Annotated in this window: 15 protein-coding genes; 4 read left to right on the forward strand and 11 right to left on the reverse strand. The window is 47.0% G+C overall.

Going from position 1 to position 15,623, the window contains the following annotated elements; all coding sequences use genetic code 11:
- Positions 1–96 precede the first annotated feature (96 nt).
- From pepF to MHB84_RS02600, 3 genes are all read left to right on the forward strand, one after another.
- Positions 97–1,887 (forward strand): oligoendopeptidase F, encoded by a 1,791-nt coding sequence (gene pepF, locus MHB84_RS02590; protein ID WP_076292043.1) that lies wholly within the window; start codon positions 97–99, stop codon positions 1,885–1,887.
- Positions 1,888–2,023: 136 nt separating this feature from the next.
- Positions 2,024–2,413 (forward strand): LapA family protein, encoded by a 390-nt coding sequence (locus tag MHB84_RS02595; protein ID WP_076292044.1) that lies wholly within the window; start codon positions 2,024–2,026, stop codon positions 2,411–2,413.
- Positions 2,414–2,529: 116 nt separating this feature from the next.
- Positions 2,530–3,570 (forward strand): M42 family metallopeptidase, encoded by a 1,041-nt coding sequence (locus tag MHB84_RS02600; RefSeq protein WP_076292045.1) that lies wholly within the window; start codon positions 2,530–2,532, stop codon positions 3,568–3,570.
- A 187-nt stretch (positions 3,571–3,757) separates the two neighbouring features.
- Here MHB84_RS02600 and MHB84_RS02605 read toward each other — a convergent pair whose 3' ends face one another.
- The 9 genes from MHB84_RS02605 to MHB84_RS02645 all read right to left on the reverse strand — a co-directional run bounded on the left by MHB84_RS02605 (position 3,758) and on the right by MHB84_RS02645 (position 13,223).
- Positions 3,758–4,696, reverse strand: a complete 939-nt coding sequence (locus MHB84_RS02605; protein WP_076292046.1) for a hypothetical protein — start codon at positions 4,694–4,696, stop codon at positions 3,758–3,760.
- Positions 4,697–4,862: 166 nt separating this feature from the next.
- Complete coding sequence (locus MHB84_RS02610) at positions 4,863–6,800, reverse strand: ABC-F family ATP-binding cassette domain-containing protein (RefSeq protein WP_076292047.1); 1,938 nt, start codon at positions 6,798–6,800, stop codon at positions 4,863–4,865.
- A 70-nt stretch (positions 6,801–6,870) separates the two neighbouring features.
- Positions 6,871–7,449, reverse strand: a complete 579-nt coding sequence (locus tag MHB84_RS02615) for a TetR/AcrR family transcriptional regulator (protein ID WP_076292048.1) — start codon at positions 7,447–7,449, stop codon at positions 6,871–6,873.
- A 13-nt stretch (positions 7,450–7,462) separates the two neighbouring features.
- Positions 7,463–8,272 carry a DUF92 domain-containing protein gene (locus tag MHB84_RS02620; protein WP_076292049.1) on the reverse strand — a complete coding sequence of 270 codons (810 nt, stop codon included), beginning with the start codon at positions 8,270–8,272 and terminating at the stop codon, positions 7,463–7,465.
- 237 nt (positions 8,273–8,509) lie between these two features.
- Positions 8,510–9,283: an ABC transporter permease gene (locus MHB84_RS02625; protein ID WP_076292050.1), complete on the reverse strand. Its 774-nt coding sequence runs from the start codon at positions 9,281–9,283 to the stop codon at positions 8,510–8,512.
- Between the two features lie 16 nt (positions 9,284–9,299).
- The gene (locus MHB84_RS02630) at positions 9,300–10,076 is read right to left on the reverse strand and encodes an ABC transporter ATP-binding protein (RefSeq protein ID WP_076292051.1); all 777 of its coding nucleotides are present in this window, start codon (positions 10,074–10,076) and stop codon (positions 9,300–9,302) included.
- Positions 10,077–10,102: 26 nt separating this feature from the next.
- A complete protein-coding gene (locus MHB84_RS02635) occupies positions 10,103–11,158 on the reverse strand; it encodes an ABC transporter substrate-binding protein (protein ID WP_143764846.1) in 1,056 nt (351 codons plus the stop codon).
- A gap of 21 nt (positions 11,159–11,179) precedes the next feature.
- Complete coding sequence (locus MHB84_RS02640; protein WP_076292052.1) at positions 11,180–12,619, reverse strand: aryl-sulfate sulfotransferase; 1,440 nt, start codon at positions 12,617–12,619, stop codon at positions 11,180–11,182.
- A 46-nt stretch (positions 12,620–12,665) separates the two neighbouring features.
- Positions 12,666–13,223: a MarR family winged helix-turn-helix transcriptional regulator gene (locus MHB84_RS02645; RefSeq protein ID WP_076292053.1), complete on the reverse strand. Its 558-nt coding sequence runs from the start codon at positions 13,221–13,223 to the stop codon at positions 12,666–12,668.
- Positions 13,224–13,587: 364 nt separating this feature from the next.
- Here MHB84_RS02645 and MHB84_RS02650 point away from each other — a divergent pair, with 364 nt between their 5' ends.
- Complete coding sequence (locus MHB84_RS02650; protein ID WP_310852521.1) at positions 13,588–13,989, forward strand: hypothetical protein; 402 nt, start codon at positions 13,588–13,590, stop codon at positions 13,987–13,989.
- 117 nt (positions 13,990–14,106) lie between these two features.
- Here MHB84_RS02650 and MHB84_RS02655 read toward each other — a convergent pair whose 3' ends face one another.
- Both MHB84_RS02655 and MHB84_RS02660 read right to left on the reverse strand, forming a co-directional pair.
- Positions 14,107–14,742, reverse strand: coding sequence for a fumarylacetoacetate hydrolase family protein (locus MHB84_RS02655; RefSeq protein ID WP_076292055.1), 636 nt, complete (start codon positions 14,740–14,742; stop codon positions 14,107–14,109).
- Positions 14,743–14,847: 105 nt separating this feature from the next.
- On the reverse strand, positions 14,848–15,600 hold the full coding sequence (locus MHB84_RS02660; RefSeq protein ID WP_076292056.1) for a glycerophosphodiester phosphodiesterase: 753 nt from the start codon (positions 15,598–15,600) through the stop codon (positions 14,848–14,850).
- Between the last annotated feature and the right edge of the window lie 23 nt (positions 15,601–15,623).

Raw genomic sequence — 15,623 nt, forward strand, 5'->3', positions numbered from 1 at the left:
GTACTTAGTCTGATTCCTTCGTCTCTCTCCGCACAAGCGAGTGGGACGAAGGCAGCTTCGTCTATATATTCATCACTTCATCAAAGGAGGATTCCCATGAGTCAACTATTGAAACGTTCCGAGGTACCTACTGAACAAACCTGGAAACTGGAAGATCTATTCGCCGATCAGAAAGCTTGGGATCAGGAATATGAAGAAGTATCGTCTTTGACTAAGAAAGCCTCCGAATTCCAAGGCAAACTGAACAAACCTGAGACACTCAAAAACTGTTTTGAACTCGAAGATGAGATCAGTCTCAAAACCGAACGCCTCTTTGTGTATGCACGGATGCATCAAGATGAAGACACAGCTAACCCTACATATCAAAACCTGTCCCAAAAAGCACAAAAGTTAAGCGTGCAGGTTGGTGAAGCACTATCTTATGTTACACCCGAAATCTTGTCCCTTCCGGATGATCAGTTGGATGCCCTCATCTCCAACGAGAAACTCTCTGCCTATAAGTTCACACTGGAAGAGATGAAACGTGAAAAGGCTCATGTACTGAGCCAAGCCGAGGAAGCATTGCTTGCACAGGTGGGTAATCTATCCCAGGCACCACAGACCATCTTTAGCATGTTGAACAACGCCGATCTCAAGTTCCCAAAAATCAAGGATGAGCATGGAAAAGAAGTGGAACTGACTCATGGCAGCTATATTCAGTTCTTGGAAAATCCGAATCGGGAAGTTCGCGAACGTGCCTTCAAAGCGGTGTATGAAACCTATGGCAAGCAAAAGAACACCATTGCTGCAGCTCTGAACGCTAACGTAACTAAAAACATGTTTTATGCCGATGTTCGGAAATACCCTTCCGTCATGGAAATGTCCCTTTACGGCGACAACATTCCGAAGGATGTCTATACCAATCTTGTGGATACGATTCATGAGAGCCTTCCGCTGTTACACCGTTATATGGACCTGCGCAAAAAATTGCTCGGCGTAGATAAATTGCATATGTATGACCTTTTCGCCCCACTAGTGGATGAATACAAAATGGATATTACCTACGAAGAAGCCAAACAAACGGTTAAAGATGGCTTGAAGCCGCTTGGCAAGGATTATGCAGACGCATTACAGGCCGGCTATGATGATCGCTGGATTGATGTATACGAAAATGAGAATAAACGTTCAGGCGCATATAGTTGGGGAGCCTACGGCACCCACCCTTACGTCTTGTTGAATCACAAAGATAACCTGAATAGCATGTTTACACTGGCACATGAAATGGGCCACGCACTGCATTCCCACTATTCAGACACTACGCTTCCATATCGTGATGCACAATACACCATTTTCCTGGCTGAGGTTGCATCTACAACGAATGAAGCTTTGTTAATGGATTATCTGCTCAATAAATCGACAGATCCGAAGGAAAAGCTATACTTGCTGACGTATTATGCAGATCAGTTCCGTACCACGGTATTCCGTCAAACCATGTTTGCAGAATTCGAAAAAATCATTCACGAGCGTGCGGAACAGGGTGAAGCTCTCACACCTCAGCTGCTTTCCGAGATTTATTATGACCTTAATGTCAAATACCATGGAGATAGCATGGTGGTGGACAAAGATATTGAAATGGAATGGGCGCGTATTCCCCACTTCTATAACAGCTTCTACGTGTACAAATATGCGACCGGCTTCTCAGCAGCGACCAGTTTCTCCAAGCAAATTCTGGAAGAGGGGCAACCTGCTGTAGACCGTTATCTTGGATTCCTCAAGAGCGGTGGCAGTGACTATTCCATCAACATCCTGAAAAAAGCAGGAGTGGATATGTCAACGCCAGAGCCGATTCGCGAAGCTATGAGTGTGTTCAAGGAATTGATTGAGCAAATGGAACAACTAACGAAATAAGGTTGCTTTTTCGTCCATGTGACCTGTGTCCCTTGCCCATTCGGGCAAGGGATTTTATAATCAAGCAAGATGCAAGCTCCATAAATTAGGGTAATTGCATACATAGTCCTGAATTGTTCAACAAGGAGGCACCACCATGAAAATGCAATGGGCACTCATCGCAGGTCTCGTTTTTGCATTACTTACCGGAATTTTTGCGGTCATTAATGTGGATTCCGTACAAGTCAACCTGCTATTTAACACGGTTCAAATCCCGCTGATTCTGCTCATTCTTGGCTGCACCCTAATCGGTGGAATCATTGTAGGTTCTTATGGCATCTTCCGCCAATATCGACTGCAACGCGAGAACAAACAATTGAAGCTGCGTGTATCCGAGTTGGAAAACTCCGCAGCAAGCAGCTCTACCTCTTCTCTGGATTCGTTTAAATCCATGGATACATTCGGAACGATCGATTCGGACAACGTTTCTGTGGAGTCCGATTCCATTCAGAGTCAACGAAAAGGAAATCCTTCGGGTACGCTGTAACACATCAGAGCAGCCTGCTGGCTATCAAGAATGGAATTGTACATTCTGCCAGACAGGCTGTATTCTGTTTTAAGAACAACTTACTGCACAATTATTAACGAGGAGGAAATTTCCATATGAGTTTTACCATTGACGAATCCTATGTCCTGTCTTTTCTGAAAAAGTTACTCGATACTCCCAGCCCTAGTGGCTATACCCACGATATTATTGAGATGATCCGCAAGGAAGCTGAATCACTTCATGTTGATTTTGAATTGAACAACAAGGGGGGAGCTGTGCTCACATTGCCTGGGCAGGACTCTTCCAGAACGATCGGATTGAGTGCACATGTGGATACATTGGGAGCTATGGTGCGTTCCATCACATCCTACGGCACACTGAAGCTTACCTCTGTCGGTGGATTTACCATGAACAGTATCGAGAATGAGTATTGCACCATCCACACACGCGATGGAAAGACCTACACAGGCACCATCCTTTCCCTGCACCCTTCTGTACACGTCTATCCGGATGCACGTACGTTTGAGCGAAGCGAGAGCCATATGGAAGTACGCATTGATGAAGTGGTCTCTTCCAAGGAAGATGTTCTGGCATTGGGTATCTCTGTAGGGGACTTTATTTCCTTCGATGCCCGTGCGGTCATTACACCCAGCGGATATATCAAATCGCGTCACCTTGATGATAAAGCCAGCGTAGCTGCTTTGTTCGGTATCCTGGAATCTGCACATCGGGAAAACTGGAAACCACTGCATAACGTTTCGCTGCTCATCTCGAACTATGAAGAAGTTGGACACGGCGCATCTTATATTCCTGCGGAAATCAGCGAATTGATTGCTGTAGACATGGGCGCAATGGGTGACGACCTTAGCTGCAAGGAGACGGATGTATCCATCTGTGCCAAGGATTCATCCGGACCATATGACTACGATATGACCTCGCGACTGATCGAACTGGCCAAACAAGCAAACCTTGATTATGTCGTTGATATTTATCCACAATACGGCTCCGACGGCAGTGCAGCATTACGTGGAGGAAATAACATTCGTGCTGCATTGATTGGTCCGGGCGTTCATGCTTCCCACTCCATGGAACGCACGCATAAAGACGCTGTCCTGAATACAGCGAGACTGCTCGCCGCATATATTACGACCAAGTAAATTGTGACATGGTCATACACAAGTCGAATGGAAATACAGCATTTGAATAAATGATCAGAGTTGTGATCTCGATCTGATCGGGCATGCCGACTTGGATATTTATCATTCACTTTTATCATGTAAAAAAGGACACTTCTGCTGCGCCGTTTAGGCGCAAGCCGGAAGTGTCCTTCTTCTTTGAAATGTCTCAAATTGCTCGTTCAATATATTCGCTATACCTACGTTCCAGAAGCTCCAGCTTCACTTTGTGATCCCGGATCTCATCCTTCAGCACATGCAACGTGCTTCGCACTGCACTCAGTCCATCCTTCACCTGAGTTTCAGCTTTGCGAATTTTGTCTTGTACCATCCAATCCACAAAGAGATTATCGAAGAAATAGTCTGCGAATGAAAGCAGGCCTCCAAGGTGTAATTCCGTGTTTACAGCCATCTTCACATCCTCCAGCTCCTTCTGAAATCGGCGAAGACGTCTTCCGGCATCGACAATAGCAACCTGAGCGTCATCCATTCTGCTGCGCTTAATATGGGTCGAGATCATCCCCCCACCCATCATGTCGTATACTCCCCAATTTCCCGCAGAGGACAAAGCCTTTTCAGCACGTTCAAGTGCATCGAGCAGATACTGACCTTCTCGATCCGCTTCATTTAGCTCCTGAAGCTCTCCCGAGAGATGTTCCCGATCCTCAGCCATCTGCTGCAATTCTGCATCTTTATCGAGCAAATCGTTTTCCTTCTTGCCCAATAACACCTTGTAATCACTTTGCCAGAATTGGTATTGCCGCTGTCCGTCCAGTTGCTGCTTAACTTGCGAGCGCTGCTTCTGGATATCCGTTAACATCTGGCATGCTGTATCGTACTCTGCCTTACTTTCCATCAACTCCAGTTCTTCTTTTTCCAGTCGATCCTCTTTTTTGCCGATTAAATGATAAAAGAATGCTGATAACGTCATGTTGTTGAGGCGATCCACATCGTTTTGTTCCTTCTGTAGATGCTCCAGACGCTGCTGTACTTTCCTTTTCCATTCCGCTTCCTCCTGATTCAGCTTCTCCAGCCGATCATTCCATTTATCGTACATTCTTCCCTTTTCCTTGATCACTGCCAATTGTTCATTCAGTTCTCTGTACATGGATGTGGAGTTCTCCCCCTTCTATGGAATTCTTTATTTAATAAACGGTTTGAATATGGTTAACGTTTCATATAAATTCATTTTCATCAATGCAAAAAAAATCGCCCTCCCCCAAAAGACGACTACAAGTCGCTTTTGAAGAGAAGACGATTCACTGAAATATACTTTAAGACTTGCTGTTTTCAATCTGTTCCGCAAGCTCATTCAGAACGGTCCACCGTTCCATCAGTTCGTCCAGATGTCGCTCCGCCTCCGCCTGCTCTGCCATTAACTCCTGTAGACGGGCTGAATCGCTAAACGATTCTTCCATCTCTTTATTAATGCGGGCCAGATTGGCTTCAGCTTTCTCGATATTCTCATCAATCTGGTCATATTCACGCTGTTCCTTGAAGCTGAACTTCAACTTAGGTTTAGCGGCCGAGACAGCAGGTTTACTTTCTTCCGTTGCTGCCGGTTTCAATTTAGCAGCTGTTCCCGTCGCACTATCCTGAGAAGATGCAGGGGCATTTTTTAACATCCATTCTGCATATTCACTGTAGTCCCCAACATGCACACGCACAGCACCGCCACCTTCAAAAGACAGTACTTTATCCACCGTCCGATCCAGGAAGTACCGGTCATGGGATACGACAAATACAACACCCGGGAAATCATCCAGGTAATCTTCGAGTACTGCAAGTGTTTGAATGTCCAGGTCGTTCGTCGGCTCATCCAGCAGCAGGACATTCGGTGCAGCCATCAGCACACGCAGCAGGTACAGACGACGCTTTTCTCCGCCAGACAGACGGGAGATGGGTGTCCACTGTGACGCAGGGGTGAAGAGGAAACGCTCCAGCATCTGAGCTGCTGTAATAAGAGATCCATCAGCCGTTTTTATATTCTCGGCCACTTCCTTGATGTACTCAATAACCCGCAGAGATTCATTCATCTCCTGATGCTCCTGAGTGAAGTAGCCCAGATTAACCGTCGGGCCCACAACAACCTCACCGGCATCGGGTTCCAGCTTACCAGAAATCATTTGCAGCAAGGTTGATTTACCGCTGCCGTTCGGGCCGACAATACCTACCCGGTCACCTGGTACCGCAATGTAACTGAGATCTTCAATCAATTTGCGGCCATCTGCCGATTTGGACAGATGCTCGATCTCCAGTATTTTTTTACCCAAACGAGTGGAACCCACGGATACCTCTAATGAGCCTGAACGATTGGGTCCCTGTTGATCCTTCAACTGTTCAAAGCGATCAATTCTCGCTTTTTGTTTCGTGGTCCGTGCTTTTGCACCGCGACGAATCCAGGCGAGCTCCGTACGCAGCAGATTTTGCCGTTTTTGTTCGGATGCGGATTCACGCTCTTCACGCTCAGCCTTCAGTTCCAGGAAGCGGGTATAGTTGGCCTCATACCGGAATAAACGCCCATGATCTAGCTCCAGCATCACATTGGCTACACGATCCAGGAAATAACGATCATGCGTGATCATGAGCAGGGCGCCGCGCCGTTTTTGCAAATACTGTTCCAGCCAAACTACAGAATCATTATCAATGTGGTTCGTAGGCTCATCCAGAATGAGCAATTCGCAGGGATGAATCAGCGCAGAAGCAAGCGCCACCCGTTTACGTTGTCCACCAGACAATGTGCCCATCAGCGCATCAAATTGACGAATGCCCAGTTTGGATAGAATGCTCTTCGCTTCACTTTCCATCTGCCAAACCTGGAGCTGCTCCATTTGCTGGTTCAAGCGCAATAAACGCTCTTGCAGTGCCGGATCGGAAGGATTAAGCTCCAGTAGCTCCATTGTTTCTGTATACTCACGTACTGTTTTCATCTCCGGGCTGTCGCCCTCAAATACTTGTTGCAAGACTGTATTATCCGGGTTAAACTGCGGATTCTGTGCCAGGAACTGTATACGCACGTCATTCCCAATCGAGATCTGTCCCTCATCCGCTGGCTCCATACCTGCAATGACACGCAAAAATGTGGACTTCCCGGTTCCATTGACACCAACGACACCAATCTTGTCCTGATCGCCCATACCGAATGAGGCGTCTTTAAACAATATTTTCTCACCATAGCTTTTCGCAACTTGCTCTACCGTCATTATGTTCATTGCTCGTAACCTACTTCTCTGTAAAATGTATTCAATATGAGGCTGCACATAAGATGCAACTACACTCACGCTATACTTGCAAAAAGGAACGACATCCGTCCAGAAACAGAGCTGCTGCAAAGGCAATTCGTTTGTTCAGGTGCTCCTCATTAAATTCCGGATTCAACATGATATCCATCTTTAGCCGATCGAGAATCCCGATATAAGCTTCTGCGAGCAGCACAGGCTCAGGCACACCAGCATTCTCTAACACCTCACGCACCATGCTCATATATTCATTCATAAATGCCTTCATGAATTTCATCAGATCCGGATCATTATTGGGTGCCATAAAAAACAGCTTGGTATGATTGCGACGCTCATAATAATACGTAAGGTGAGTCTTGGCGATCGCACCCAGCTTATCCCCCGTACTCTCATGTGATTTCAATGCATAATCCAGGCGACTGATAAAACTGTCGCAATCCCGCTTGGATACGGCGATAAATAATTGTTCCTTATTTTTGAAATATAAATAAATGGTGCCTTTCGCGATGCCTGCTTCGTCCGCAATATCGGACATTTTCGTCTCATAGAATCCTTTTGAACCGAAAATACCATAAGCTGCATCCAGAATTGCCTCCGATTTGTCTCCTTGCACAGTGCTCAAACGCACTCCCTCCCTACGACGCCAAAATGATACCCAAACCGATCGCTAAACATCCGCCGATCACCGAACTGAGCACGTTCACCAGATCATTACTCATCCAAGTCCAGCCACGCGCTCGAACGGTTCTGTGTCCACAATGTTCACTAACCTCGACCTCACGGCCGCACACAGTACAACGATACATATACTGAACCGTTGCGCCCAGATAAGAATCGGCAAAAGCTCCTGCCAATCCGCCTACAAGGCCGACACACGTCCAGCTGAGCAGACTCAATCCTCCGATCCCGGCAATCCAGGAAAAGAAGAATGCTCCTGCCCCGATTAAAGCTCCACCTATGGCAGCAGCCAGCGTCCCAAGTAATGAAACACCTCCAGAAGTACCTGGAGTCAGCACCTTCCACGTCACGACAGAGCGCGGTGGCTTACGGCTGAGACTTCCCCACTCGGTTGCCCATGTATCTGAAGTAACGGTAGCCATTACACCAATAAAAGCATACATCCAGGCCGGGTGTGGAAGGATCCAGTTCCCCAGAACAAGAAACATGCCGATTCCACCGTTAGCCATGACCTGTCCAGCATCACGATTGCCCGTCTTGGCATACGATTTCTCAAGCTCCTGCTTGCGATCCTTGCGAAATTTGGAGAACAGTGTTGAGGTAATGAAAAACAGCAGCAGTGTTCCAAACCAGAACAGGTTGCCCGCTCCGTAATATATCGTACCCATGATCACAGCCGCCAGGCAGCCGGACAGGGTTAACGACTTCTTCGCGTAAGCAGCACCCGCTACAATAAAAGCGCATACGGCGCCAATAATCCAGTCCATAAGTTCTCCTGCATGTGGTAGCATCTATGGCCCACATGACGTTTTATATTTTTGAAATTTAATTATACCACGGTTTGAACCCAATGCCGAAACTCCCTGACCCCGCATACAAAAAACCTGATTTGGCAACTTTGAAAGCTGCCAAATCAGGTTTATGATATTGTGATAAAACTGTGATGAATGATCCTGCTTCCGTTTAATCAAGGATTCGAGGATGCCATCAACTCAAGTGCCAGTTCAGACACGCTTCGTTCCACCAATTACACCATAACGGTAGAGCACGCTGCGACCAAACCAATTGAACAACCGATCGGTGAGAAAGCCCATAAAGCCCAGAGAAATCAGGCCGACAAAGATCCAATCTGTGCGAAAGAATAATCGAGAATTCCAGATCAGATAACCCACGCCTTCATTTGCAGCAATCATTTCTGCTCCGATAATAGCCATATAGGAAGTGCCCATTGCCAGTCGTACCCCCGTGAAAATATACGGAGTCGTCGCCGGAACAACGACATGCAGCAAAATCTGCCATTCGTTTGCTCCCATGCTGCGGGCTGACCGGATCTTGTCTTCTTCAATGGAGAGTACACCTGTCAGCGTGTTTAACACAACGATGAAGAACGTTGCATACATGATGAGTGCAATCTTCGATTGCTCCCCAATCCCGAACCAGACCAGGAATAGGGTAATGAATGCAATCGGCGGAATAAAGCGGATAAAATTAAGGAAAGGTTCGGCAAACAGCCGGATCATATGAACCTTGCCGATGATAAGCCCTACCGGGATCGCTATCACACTGCCAAGCACCCAACCCGCAAGCACACGTGTAAAACTAATTCCGATATACTGCATCAGTGTACCGTCAGCAAGCAGTTCACGGGCACCAAGAATGGTATCCCACGGACCGGGAATCACTTCAGGACCATAGAGCATGGCCCCTAGCTGCCAAATCAGAATTACCGTCACCCACAATAGAGGGATAGACACCCACTTTTTCTCCAACCACCTCATCTTGCTATCACCTCAATTATTCTTCAAAATGGCTTTGAATCTGGTCATATAGAATGTTGAACTCCGATGAAGCAATGTTCCTCGGATAAGACAGAGCATTGTCATATATATCCGTTATCTTGGATGAAGGTCCTACTGACATAATTCCTATCCGCTGACCCAGCAAGAGCGCCTCCTGAATATCATGAGTGACAAAAATAACGGTCTTGTGAGTTTCCTGCCAAATATTGACCAGCTCTTTCTGCATCGTACGCCGAGTCATTGCATCCAACGCTCCAAAGGGTTCATCCATCAACAGGATGGCCGAATCGTTAGCTAGCACCCGGGCCAATTGTACCCGCTGCTTCATGCCACCTGACAGTTCCTTTGGAAATTTTGCTTCATGACTACCCAGTCCAACAAGCTCGATGTATCGGTCTGATATTGTACGCCGCTGAGACTTGGGCACCTTGGCCATCCGAAGTCCAAACTCCACATTCTCCCTTACGGTAAGCCATGGAAAGAGAGAAGAATCCGCCTGCTGGAATACCATGGCCCGATCCTTGCCCGGTCTATCGATCTCCTTATTATCCACCTTGAGCTGACCGCCAGACTTGGAGATAAAGCCTGCAATCATATTTAGAAGCGTGGACTTGCCACATCCGCTGGGGCCAAGCAGGACAAAGAATTCCCCTCCCTTGATGATCAGATCGACATCCTTGATAATATAGTGTACATCCCCATGGGTGGGGGCATTGTATGTTTTGCGAAGCTGCTCGATACGAATCGTATGCTGATCTGCAGGTAAGGACATGAGAACACCTCCATTCAATTTGCGAGTTAATTACTATAAGTCACTTTATCTGGCAGTGTCTGCTTCAGGGGCTCCAGGTTCAGTTTGCTATCGAGATCAAAATCGTGTTCGATGATTCCGTTATCCACCATATACTGCTTCTGCCCTGCCAGACTGTCATAAGCTGCCTGGGTAAATCCAACTTCCCATGGATTGATCGGAAGATCCTTCAAGGTGGCCTCCTTAGGCTGCTTGGTTTCCTTATACATCAGGTCTGCAACCTCTTCAGGATGTGCCTGGGCATATACGGAGGCTTCATTCAGCGCTGCGAGAAAACCACTCACCGTTTCAGGGTTCGCCTGGATGAACTCATTGCTTGCTACAAGCCCCATTCCAAGGCGTACAGGGGTTTGGGACATATCGGTGAGCTGATGCACGCCTTCAAGCGCATCGAACTTATCAGTTAAGGCGGAACCAATGACCCAGGTTGCATCTAGATCGCCCTGCTTTAGTGCAATGTACGCTTCGTCAAATGCCCCCTGACCGACCTGAGTTACTGCACCTAACTCCAATCCCTGGTCCTTCAAATATTCATCCCACAGGTAAGGAATAAATGTACCGCGGATGAAACTTACTTTTTTACCCTTCAGATCTGCACCACTCTGTATATCGTTCTTGGCATACAACTTCCACGCAGCTGCTGCTTCATTCGTAGCCTGACCTGCGGAAGCAATGACGGAGTAATCCCCTTTTGCCAAAGCGTTTAATACAGGAAAGTCAGCTCCGTACGCAATATCCACCTGCTTGATAAATAGCGCATTTACACCTTCCGCTGGCGAACCAAACGTGATGCTCTCTGCATCAATACCGTGGCTTGCAAAGAAACCCTTGGCAATAGCTACCCTGAACGTTGGGTTAGTACTTGTATCTGCGATCCGGATTTTCACTTTTTTTGCCTCTGTGCCGGAAGCACCCTTTGCTTCGGATACCGATTCGTTTGCAGAACATCCCGATAATATCAATAACATGGATAAGAGCATTAATAACGCACCAGTTAAGGTGGATGGTTTTCTCACAATATGCACCCCATTCGTTCTAATCATTGTTCGTCGCTCTGCGCCACCTTACTTGCCTTCATCTGACGTTGCCACACAGGCTGCACCTTCAACAAACGGCAGTGTTACTTCAACACTTACAACGGATGAAGAACCTTTGGGCGCTGCTCCCGGCACTCTGTAGGCGGAAACATCAATGGCTTCAATAGCAACCTCTTGGGGCTTCTCCAGCTGTGGTACCCAGTGATAAGGCACGCGATACGAACGATAGACCATATTGGTGTTCCGTCCATCCTTATAAGGGGAAATATATTCCCAAACCAGCTCATACTCAGATGTAACCTCGAACAATCTACCATTGGAGCCTTCCGTAATTAGCGTGTTACCATTAGGCAGCCGCTGAGCGGAGCTGATATACGGACTATAAAATTTATAGGAATCTGTCGGAACGGAAAATCCGGCTTCTGCGGATGTATATTGCCAAACGATCTCCAGCGTCACCGGATTGATCTCCAGTATGCGTGAATGATCGCGAACAGCATGTTTCAAGCCGTATGGAGAAGCCGGATTGGGCAGGCCATAACCGGCCCAGCCACCATTGTCGAATACCAGCAGATTCCCCTCTCCAGGCAAACCTTTGGGAATGATATGTGCATGGTGCTGTCCAATAATGGTGCTAATATGCTTTACTTCAGGCAAAGAGTAATCCGGCCCTAGTCTCCATACGATCTTTCCACTCTGTCTGTCGGTTATTGCGATAATATTTGCTTCTCTGGCATCCCAGATAATATTGTCGGGATGGAACCGCTCGTCTCCATTTTCATAGAAATGGTTTGGACCAACATAAGAAGCTGAATTAATATGTAGCCAATCGCCCACACCACCACCGAGATGTCCGAATGAGCGTGTGTTTGGGTCACGGTACAAAACATTACGGGCGGCCTCATCAAATCCAAGTTCCTCAAAGTGCTCGTTCGGCAGCCATTCCCATAATACATTCCCTTCCCAATCGACTTCTATAATCGCATCATCAAGCAGAGGTTTATCCGAAATGGACGGGTTGTTCACATTTTTATGAGCAAGAATCAGTGTCTTCCCGCTCTGGGTCTTAGGTGCAAGCCCAGGGGCGTAATAGCCGACCGGATTGCCTTCACGCTGAAAATCATGGTGCTGACGAGCGTACCACAGCGGTTCATATCCCGGATCTTCAATGTGTTCGTAGCTGTTGTACTTCCATACAATATTGCCTTCCCAATCCACCTGAACCAAATCGACGTTGTCCTGGATACCGAACTTCGGATCTCTTCGCCCTGTGCTGCCCAATACGAAGCCACCGGGGAAAACTTTGGCCGGAAAACCCAGCAGCCCTTTCCACAGGTGAACCTCCTTACCATTCATATCAATCAGTACAACCCCTTCCTCGCCTGCCTGATAGACGGTATAACCGCCCCAAGCCTTATCAGGGTTATATACGGTTGCCCCGGTTGGATAAATTGTTGAATGCCCCATTGATCATCTCTCCCTTGGATTGTTTGTTTTCACATCGGATCAAACGTTAATAACTGAGATAGTTGCTCTTTCCGGTATTCTCCCTCTGCTTCTGTTCAGGGTCACTTTCGGTGGATGGATCGTGTTCCTGCCTCCCGTTGTTCTCTGCCAATTCCAGCAGCGTATCCGAGAATCCCTCCAGATTCGCTATCACCCGCTCATAAAATTGGCTTTGCTGCTCCAGTTCCTCCGTCGTAAAGCCCTCAAACAGAAGCGTGATACATCGGGCACCGATATTGCTGTTACGTGCAAACATCTCCCGTCCACTGGCAGTAATGTCGAGCAAAACCGTCCGACGGTCATCTTCCTTGCGCCTGCGGATCGTAAGTCCCTTTTTCTCCAACTTGTCTGTTAACGCTGTAATGGCACCTGAAGTGAAGTCCAGTTGTTCAGCCAAATCCCCCAATCGCTGTTCCCCTTCACGAATGATTTTGTGAAGGATAAGCATGCCCGGTAAACTGACCCCCTCTACCGATATGCGATCTCGTTCTTTCACGAATCGTCTGACCATTTTACGAAACAACCAATCTGTCTTCTCCAACGCTTCCCAGTCGTTATTGCTCATTTCATCCTCCCTGTCTAACTGAAACGGCAGCAAATACGAAAAAAGGCTCCCGCAGACATTCCATAGTGGAGTAGTCCCGGGAGCCTTTGGTGGTCCAATCAGCTCGCTTCAGTTCAATTTATTTCACTGTTCATTTAATTAGTGTTAAAATAATTGAGTTCATCATATAACCCACTAACCCAACCTGTCAAGTGTGAATTTAGATTTATTTTTTCGTAGCTCGATGTCTCTCATATCTAGATTACTTATCCGGTTTTAAGTTTCACTTCAGCTTTCCCAGTTACACTATCCTCAGAGCGTTACATCAAACCAGCTACGATTCAATTCGTACTTAACCATAGAAATGAGGATGACACATATGAATATGAAGCGCGTAATCATTGTCGGAACAATGATTGTCACCATGTCTTTCGCCGGAACAGCCTGGGGCAGATCAGCGATAACCCCTATACCTTTGACGAAATGGTCCATCGTTAACATAGATACCAAAGACAATAGCGAGGATGAGTTGCTGAGTGCTCTGAATCAACATTCTGAAGATGACTTGGTTCAGGATCTGTACGCGGGTAAATCGCTGAGGATGATTGCAGATGAGAACGCTGGTGACTTCAACGAGGTTGTCGCATTGCAAATAAGGCAGCTCAAGGAGCAGTTAGATCAACGACTCGCAAGTGGGAGTATTAGCGCGGAGCAGCACGCAGTGCAAAGCAGTGAATTGGAAGAGTTGGTCACGGAGAGTGCCAATACAGCATACAGCTTCGCGTGAATGAATAGTCTCCCATGTGCTAAGGCAGAGAATGAGGGCACGCCAAAAAGGAGCGTCGAAACGCCCCTTATCTGTTTCATATTTACTCTAAATAAGCAAATTGATGATGTATGATACTTACTGAACTGCTGCTGCAATTGTGCATTTGCCCAGAGATTCGCCGTCCCAGGCTAGTTCAAGCACATCTCCTGCTGCCGTTGGTCCAACCCCTTCTGGTGTGCCTGTAAAGATGATATCTCCAGGTCCCAGTCCGTAATGATGACCTACATAATCCACAATATCATGTAGACTGAAGATCATGTTACGAATATTGCCACGTTGGACCTCGGCACCGTTCTTGGTGAGTGTAAAGTCTTTCTCAAGAAGAGCCTGGGACCCCGGAAATGGCTGGAATGCAGTAACCGGAGCCGAATTCTTGAACCCTTTGGCTGCCGTCCACGGATGGCCCTTTTTCTTAATGACCGTCTGTACGTCACGTAATGTAAAATCAATGCCAAACGCATACGCGTCAACCAACTCATCTACAGCCATACCCGGCTCATAATCCCGCCCGATTTGAATGACCAGTTCAGCCTCATAATGAACTTCGCCCTTTGTCGCAGGTAATTGCAGCGTTTCACTATTCAAGGCAACAACCGCATGGGAAGGTTTCATAAAGATCATTGGTTCATCCGGAACCGCGTTACCCAGTTCTTCTGCATGAAGTTTATAATTTCGTCCTACACAGTATACATTGCGAATGTTTGTCAGCATGGATTTTACGACCACCTTTATCGGATTCATTAGCGTATATGGAGCATATTCATCTTTTTATTATATAAGTACATATCATATTTTCGCTATTCAAAAAATTGGAGTTTAGGGTCTGAAAAATCGGCTGCTCGTTTCCTGAAAAGCCTGTTCCCACACATCAGGCCGGTTTGTGCATAACATCAGCTCCGGATCAATCGCCGCAAGACGCTTCATGATGATTTTGTCATCCACTGTCCAGGCCATGACCTGAATGCCTTCATTTCGCATCTCGCGCATCAGCGATTTGTCCACATTGGTGTAACCGATGGAAAGAAAACTGCAATTCATCTGCCGCAGCACTGCTGCCAGATCCCCTGGGCGTGCATCAATAATCAAACCTGTTTTGAACTCCGGGGCCAGTTTCTTCACTTCAACCAGAGCCGCAGGTTCAAACGAAGTGATGACCACATCATGCTGCATATGTCTCTTCCTCACCTCATGAATAACCGCTGCCGGCAGGCCGGGATACATATTGCCTTGCGTTTTCAGTTCGATATTCAATCTCACTTTGCCACAGGTGCGTTCCAGCACTTCACTAAGCGAAGGAACACGTTCCCCTTTATAAGCTTTTCCTTTCCAAGATCCCGCATCCAGCTGTTGAATATCTGCCCAGTCCTTTTCCCGAACTAATCCTTTTCCATTCGTAGTCCGATCAAAAGTAAAATCATGAATAACCACCGGTACACCATCACGTGACAGCTGTACATCCAACTCCATCCACTGAACTTCAGGCTGTTCCATGGCAAGCAGAAATGCAGCCATCGTATTTTCTGGTGCAATGGACGAAAAACCACGGTGCGCTACACAAAGGTTGTTCATTTCATCCCCTCCTAAATAAATAA

Origin of the sequence: Paenibacillus sp. FSL F4-0087 (assembly GCF_038020215.1) — a bacterium.
Classification (GTDB): domain Bacteria; phylum Bacillota; class Bacilli; order Paenibacillales; family Paenibacillaceae; genus Paenibacillus; species Paenibacillus taichungensis.

Excerpts from the sequence above, each read along its gene's own strand:
- MHB84_RS02655 (WP_076292055.1), bottom strand. The coding sequence starts at position 14,742 with ATGCTGACAAACATTCGCAATGTATACTGTGTAGGACGAAATTATAAA.
- MHB84_RS02660 (WP_076292056.1), bottom strand. The coding sequence starts at position 15,600 with ATGAACAACCTTTGTGTAGCGCACCGTGGTTTTTCGTCCATTGCACCA.
- MHB84_RS02630 (WP_076292051.1), bottom strand. The coding sequence starts at position 10,076 with ATGTCCTTACCTGCAGATCAGCATACGATTCGTATCGAGCAGCTTCGC.
- MHB84_RS02640 (WP_076292052.1), bottom strand. The coding sequence starts at position 12,619 with ATGGGGCATTCAACAATTTATCCAACCGGGGCAACCGTATATAACCCT.
- MHB84_RS02650 (WP_310852521.1), top strand. The coding sequence starts at position 13,588 with ATGAAGCGCGTAATCATTGTCGGAACAATGATTGTCACCATGTCTTTC.
- MHB84_RS02620 (WP_076292049.1), bottom strand. The coding sequence starts at position 8,272 with ATGGACTGGATTATTGGCGCCGTATGCGCTTTTATTGTAGCGGGTGCT.
- MHB84_RS02605 (WP_076292046.1), bottom strand. The coding sequence starts at position 4,696 with ATGTACAGAGAACTGAATGAACAATTGGCAGTGATCAAGGAAAAGGGA.
- MHB84_RS02595 (WP_076292044.1), top strand. The coding sequence starts at position 2,024 with ATGAAAATGCAATGGGCACTCATCGCAGGTCTCGTTTTTGCATTACTT.
- MHB84_RS02625 (WP_076292050.1), bottom strand. The coding sequence starts at position 9,283 with ATGAGGTGGTTGGAGAAAAAGTGGGTGTCTATCCCTCTATTGTGGGTG.
- MHB84_RS02645 (WP_076292053.1), bottom strand. The coding sequence starts at position 13,223 with ATGAGCAATAACGACTGGGAAGCGTTGGAGAAGACAGATTGGTTGTTT.
- MHB84_RS02610 (WP_076292047.1), bottom strand. The coding sequence starts at position 6,800 with ATGAACATAATGACGGTAGAGCAAGTTGCGAAAAGCTATGGTGAGAAA.
- MHB84_RS02635 (WP_143764846.1), bottom strand. The coding sequence starts at position 11,158 with ATGATTAGAACGAATGGGGTGCATATTGTGAGAAAACCATCCACCTTA.
- MHB84_RS02600 (WP_076292045.1), top strand. The coding sequence starts at position 2,530 with ATGAGTTTTACCATTGACGAATCCTATGTCCTGTCTTTTCTGAAAAAG.
- pepF (WP_076292043.1), top strand. The coding sequence starts at position 97 with ATGAGTCAACTATTGAAACGTTCCGAGGTACCTACTGAACAAACCTGG.